The 5,333-nt window shown below is 74.7% G+C and carries 5 protein-coding genes; 3 read left to right on the forward strand and 2 right to left on the reverse strand.

Annotation, left to right across the window (positions count from 1 at the left end):
• Positions 1–386 precede the first annotated feature (386 nt).
• Positions 387–1,301, reverse strand: coding sequence for a LysR family transcriptional regulator (locus tag ACFVYK_RS09295; RefSeq protein ID WP_389770580.1), 915 nt, complete (start codon positions 1,299–1,301; stop codon positions 387–389).
• 100 nt (positions 1,302–1,401) lie between these two features.
• Here ACFVYK_RS09295 and ACFVYK_RS09300 point away from each other — a divergent pair, with 100 nt between their 5' ends.
• Genes ACFVYK_RS09300 through ACFVYK_RS09310 form a run of 3 tightly spaced genes read left to right on the forward strand, consistent with a single transcriptional unit; the run spans position 1,402 to position 4,272 of the window.
• Complete coding sequence (locus ACFVYK_RS09300; RefSeq protein WP_389770582.1) at positions 1,402–2,379, forward strand: EamA family transporter; 978 nt, start codon at positions 1,402–1,404, stop codon at positions 2,377–2,379.
• A gap of 5 nt (positions 2,380–2,384) precedes the next feature.
• The gene (gene aroA, locus ACFVYK_RS09305) at positions 2,385–3,611 is read left to right on the forward strand and encodes a 3-phosphoshikimate 1-carboxyvinyltransferase (RefSeq protein WP_389770585.1); all 1,227 of its coding nucleotides are present in this window, start codon (positions 2,385–2,387) and stop codon (positions 3,609–3,611) included.
• A gap of 28 nt (positions 3,612–3,639) precedes the next feature.
• Complete coding sequence (locus ACFVYK_RS09310; protein WP_389770589.1) at positions 3,640–4,272, forward strand: GNAT family N-acetyltransferase; 633 nt, start codon at positions 3,640–3,642, stop codon at positions 4,270–4,272.
• Between the two features lie 89 nt (positions 4,273–4,361).
• Here ACFVYK_RS09310 and ACFVYK_RS09315 read toward each other — a convergent pair whose 3' ends face one another.
• Positions 4,362–5,162, reverse strand: coding sequence for a sugar phosphate isomerase/epimerase family protein (locus tag ACFVYK_RS09315; RefSeq protein ID WP_389770592.1), 801 nt, complete (start codon positions 5,160–5,162; stop codon positions 4,362–4,364).
• Positions 5,163–5,333 lie beyond the last annotated feature (171 nt).

Here is a 5,333-nt window from a genome sequence, read left to right on the forward strand (position 1 = left end):
GTCCCGCCTTCTCCAGTGGGCCGGCACTTCGCGGCCGTCCCGTCGGTCTTGCCCTGAGCGCCCTCTTCGCCGGTCCCGCCTTCTCCAGTGATTCCGCACTTCGCGGCCGTCCCGTCGGCTTTCCCCTAACCGCCCTCTCCGGCCGTCCCGTCGGTCTTGCCTTGCCCGCCCTCTCCGCGGGTCCCGCCTTCTCCAGTGGGCCGGCACTTCGCGGCCGTCCCGTCGGTCTTGCCCTGACCGCCCTCTCCGGCCGTCCCGCCCTTCCCGGCCGCCGTCTTGTCCCGGCCGCGGGCTGCCGCAGGGGTCTCCGGGGCGGGAGTCTCCGGGGCGGGACTCACAGTCGGGCCGCGGTGGGAGTCTCGCGGCCCCCATGACGGCCCCGGCGATCACGGCCGGCGGGCCGACGCCTGGGGCCATTCTTCGCGCAGCACCCGCACCGTCTCGGCGATCGCCGGTCGCCGCGCCGCACCCGTCCGCCACAGCGCGTACAGCCGCCGTACGGGCGTCGGATCGAGCGGCACCTCCACCACGCCCGGCGGCAGCGGGCCCCGACCGAGCCGCGGGATGAGGGCGACGCCCAGGCCGGCGGCGACCAGGGCGACCAGGGTGGGGTTCTCCTCGGCCGTGTGGACGAGGTCGGGCTCGTGCCCCGCCGCGCGCAGCGTGCGCACCAGCCAGTCGTGACAGATCCGGCCCGGCGGCTGGCAGATCCATCGCTCGCCGCCCAGTTCCTCGCGCCGCACCCCGCTGCGCCCGGCGAAGGGATGCCCCTCGGGGACCAGCAGGTCGCACGCGTCGTCCCCGATCACCGCCTGCTCGACGCCGGCCGGTGCGGGCAGCGGCGCGATGTCCCAGTCGTGCGCGACGGCGAGGTCCACGGCCCCCTTCGCGACCAGGTCCACCGACAGATGCGGGTCGACCTCGGTGAGCCGGGCGTCCAGGGCGGGATGCCTGCGGGCCAGGTCGGCGAGGACGCGGGGCAGCAGCCCGCGCGCCGCCGAGGCGAACGCGGCGATGCTCAGCCGCCCGGCCGGCACCCCGCGCCGCTCCTCCAGCTCGGTCTCGGTGCGCTCCACGATCGCCAGCAACTCCTTGGCCGCGGCGACGAGTTGCAGCGCCTCGTCGGTGAGCCGGACACCGCGCCCCTCCCGCTCCAGCAGCACGGTCCTGGTCTCCCGCTCCAGCTTGGCGAGCTGCTGGGAGACCGCCGACGGGGTGTAGCCGAGCGCGGCGGCCGCGGCCCCGACCGTTCCGTGCACCGAGACGGCGTGCAGGGCGCGCAGGCGCTGGAGATCGAGCACGGCAGGCTCCTGGAACTCGGCGACAGATCAGCGTTGCTTCATCCAACCATGCAGCAATCATCGCTGGTGCTTCACGGTCCGGCCGGGCGATCCTCGACGCATGCGACCCGCTCACCTCGCCCTCGCCGTCCTCGTCGCCGCCGTCTGGGGCGTCAACTTCACCGTCATCGAGATCGGCCTCGGCCACTTCCCGCCGCTGCTCTTCTCCGCCCTGCGCTTCCTGGTGGCGGCGCTGCCCGCGGTGTTCCTGGTGGGCCGTCCGAAAGTGGCCTGGAAGTGGATCCTGGCGGTGGGACTCGTGCTGGGCGTGGCGAAGTTCGGGCTGCTGTTCGTCGGCATGGACGCGGGCATGCCGGCCGGCCTGTCCTCGCTGGTCCTGCAGATACAGTCGGTGTTCACCGCCGGCATCGCCTTCGCCGTGCTCGACGAGCGCCCGACCCGGGTCCGTCTGCTGGGCATGGGCGTCGCCCTGGCCGGCATCGGCGTGGCGGCCGCGGACGAGGGCGCCTCGGGCCCGCTCGGCGCGTTCGCCCTGGTCATCGCGGCGGCGGCCTGCTGGGGCGCGTCCAACGTGCTCACCCGCAAGGCCTCCCCGCCGGACGCGCTGAACTTCATGGTGTGGGTGAGCACCGTCCCGGTCCTGCCGCTGCTCGGTCTCTCCCTGCTGACCGAGGGTCCGGCCCGGGACCTGGCCGCCCTGCGCGACCTGGACTGGCAGGGCGCCGGCACGGTCGTCTACGTCGCCTGGGTGACGACCGTCTTCGGGTTCGGCGCCTGGGGCTGGCTGCTGCACCGCCACCCGGCGTCCACCGTGGCGCCCTTCTCCCTCCTGGTCCCGGTCTTCGGCATGACGTCGGCCGCCGTGTTCCTCGGGGAGTCGGTGAGCGGCCCGCGCTGGTGCGCCGCCGCGCTGCTGGTGGGCGGGGTGGCGCTGACCTCCCTGGCGCCGGCGGGGAAGGCCGGCCGGCGGCCCGCGCCGGCCGCCGCCGGGCCTGCCGTTCACCCGGTGGGAACGGCCCCTTCACCCGTCCATCCCGTGGACGTACCGGCAGCGGGGCGGACCGGCGCGGGATCATGAGGGGCATGGCCCTCGTCGACATCCCCGGTTCGAAGTCCCTCACCGCCCGCGCCCTCTTCCTGGCCGCGGCCGCCGACGGAGTCACCACCCTGCAGCGGCCCCTTCGCTCGGACGACACCGAGGGGTTCGCCGAGGGCCTGACCCGGCTCGGCTACCGCGTCGGACGGACACCGGACGCCTGGCAGATCGACGGCCGCCCGCAGGGACCCGCGCTCGCAGAGGCCGACGTGTACTGCCGGGACGGCGCGACCACCGCGCGCTTCCTGCCGGCCCTCGTCGCCGCCGGTCACGGCGTCTACCGCTTCGACGCCTCGCCCCAGATGCGGCGCCGCCCCCTCCTCCCGCTCACCCGCGCCCTGCGCGACCTGGGCGTGGACCTGCGGCACGAGGAGGCGGAGGGCCACCACCCGCTCACCGTGCGGGCGGCGGGCGTCGAGGGCGGGGAGGTCGTGCTGGACGCCGGCCAGTCCTCCCAGTACCTGACCGCCCTGCTGTTGCTGGGCCCGCTCACCCGCACCGGCCTGCGCGTCACGGTCACGGACCTGGTCTCCGCGCCGTACGTGGACATCACGATCGCGATGATGCGGGCGTTCGGGGCGGAGGTGGGCCGCGAGGGGAACGCCTACGTCGTCCCGCCGGGCGGCTACCGGGCGACCACGTACGCCATCGAGCCCGACGCGTCGACCGCGAGCTACTTCTTCGCGGCGGCCGCGCTCACCGGCGGCGAGGTGACCGTGCCGGGCCTCGGCGCGGGCGCGCTCCAGGGCGACCTGGGCTTCGTGGACGTCCTGCGCCGGATGGGCGCCCGGGTGGACGTGAAGGCCGACCGCACGACGGTGGCCGGCACCGGCGAACTCCGCGGCCTCACGGTCAACATGCGGGACATCTCGGACACCATGCCGACCCTCGCCGCGATCGCCCCCTTCGCCTCCGGACCCGTGCGCATCGAGGACGTGGCGAACACCCGGGTGAAGGAGTGCGACCGGCTGGAGGCCTGCGCGGAGAACCTCCGGCGGATGGGCGTGCAGGTGGCCACCGGCCCGGACTGGATCGAGATCCGGCCCGGCGCCGCCCCGGCCGGCGCGGACGTCAAGACCTACGGCGACCACCGCATCGTCATGTCCTTCGCGGTGACCGGACTGCGCGTCCCCGGAATCTCGTTCGACGATCCCGGCTGCGTCCGCAAGACTTTCCCCGGTTTCCACGAGGCGTTCGCGCACCTGCGCGGCTGACCGTGCGGCCAGGAGAGGACGACGTCGGGTGAGCTTCATGCTGGAGGGACCGGTACTGGAGGGCGCGCTGGTGCGCCTGGAGCCGCTGGAGCGCCGGCACGCCGCCGAGCTGGCCGCGGCGGCGGAGGAGGACCGGAAGACGTACGCCTTCACCTGGGTGCCCAGGGCCCACGAGATCGACGACTACCTCGACGCCCAGCTCGCCCGCGCGGCGACGGGCCGGCTCGCGCCCTACGCGCAGATCTCCCTCGCCTCCGGCAGGGCGGTCGGCGCGACCTCGTACTGGGAACCGCGCTCCTGGCGCTCCGACGACCGCCTCGACGCCGTCGAGGTCGGCTTCACCTGGCTCGCCCGCTCCGCCCAGGGCACCGGCGTCAACGCCGAGGCGAAACTCCTGCTCTTCCGGCACGCGTTCGCGCAGTGGGGCGTCTCCCGGGTCGACCTGAAGACGGACGCCCGCAACAGCCGCTCCCGCGCGGCGATCGAAAGCGTCGGCGCCCGCTTCGAGGGCGTCCTGCGCAACTGGTCCCGCTCCTGGGCGCCGGGCGAGGACGACCGGCTGCGCGACTCCGCGATCTTCTCCGTCACGGCGGAGGACTGGCCGGACTGCGAACGCCGCCTGACCCGACGCGTGACCCGCTACCTCCCCCACCCGGCCTGATCCGACGGGGAGGGGAGGCAGACGGAGCCCGGGGCCCGAAGGCCAGGGCCCGAGCTCCTCGCACGGTCACGCGGCGCGGCCGCCCCGGCTCACGCCGAGTCGTTGAGCAGGCGTCCCAGATGCTCGCGTCCGCCGTCCAGGAGCCCCTCCAGCGGCTCGGCGGCCTCGTACCAGCGCTTCTCGTACTCCCAGCACAGCCAGCCGTCCCAGCCGTTCCGGGTCAGGACCTCGACGCACTCCGCGAGCGGGAGCACCCCGGCGCCCAGCGCCAGCGGAGCGGTGTCCTCGGCCGAGGCGATGTCCTTGACCTGTACGTACCCGAGGAAGGGCGCGAGCGCCGCGTACGTGTCCTGCGGCTGCTCGCCGCCCAGCCAGGTGTGCATGACGTCCCACAGCGCGCCGACCTGACGGTGTCCGACGGGACCGATGATCCGGATGACGTCCGCGCCGGTGCGGTGCGAGTCGTGGGTCTCCAGCAGGATGCGCACCCCGAAGTCGGCGGCGTGCTCGGCGGCGGTCCCGAGCCGTCGGGCCGCCACGGCGTCGGCCTCCTCGTCGCTCCGGTCGTCGGCTCCGCCGGGGAAGACGCGGACGAAGGGCGCGCCGAGATCGCGGGCGAGACCGACGAGACCGCGGATCTCGTCGAGCACGGGCTCGTCGTCACCGGGCGCGGCGACCCGCGCGTATCCGGCGACGCCGAGGATCTCGACGCCGGCCGCCTTGAACTCGGCGGCGACGCCGGTCCGTTCGTCCGGACTCAGTCCGGGGTGGACCGGCTCCTCGGGATGGGCGCGCAACTCCACGCCGTGGTAGCCGTGCGCGACCGCGAGCCGCAGCACGTCGGAAACGGGCAGACCGGGGACACCGAGAGTGGAAAAGGCGAACTTCATGCCCCCACTCTCACCCGGACGCGGCGTGCGGGTCCAGTGCAGGCGGGACGACTGCGCCCGTGTCCTACCGGCGCGTACGGCGGCGAGTCCTGCCCGCGCCGGTCCCGTCCGCAGTCGCCCGGCGCTCAGGGGTGCCCCCGCGTCGTCAGCTCCGTGGCGTCCCGGGTGAGG

Origin of the sequence: Streptomyces sp. NPDC058291 (assembly GCF_042880855.1) — a bacterium.
Classification (GTDB): Bacteria; Actinomycetota; Actinomycetes; order Streptomycetales; family Streptomycetaceae; genus Streptomyces.

Excerpts from the sequence above, each read along its gene's own strand:
- ACFVYK_RS09300 (WP_389770582.1), top strand. The coding sequence starts at position 1,402 with ATGCGACCCGCTCACCTCGCCCTCGCCGTCCTCGTCGCCGCCGTCTGG.
- aroA (WP_389770585.1), top strand. The coding sequence starts at position 2,385 with ATGGCCCTCGTCGACATCCCCGGTTCGAAGTCCCTCACCGCCCGCGCC.
- ACFVYK_RS09315 (WP_389770592.1), bottom strand. The coding sequence starts at position 5,162 with ATGAAGTTCGCCTTTTCCACTCTCGGTGTCCCCGGTCTGCCCGTTTCC.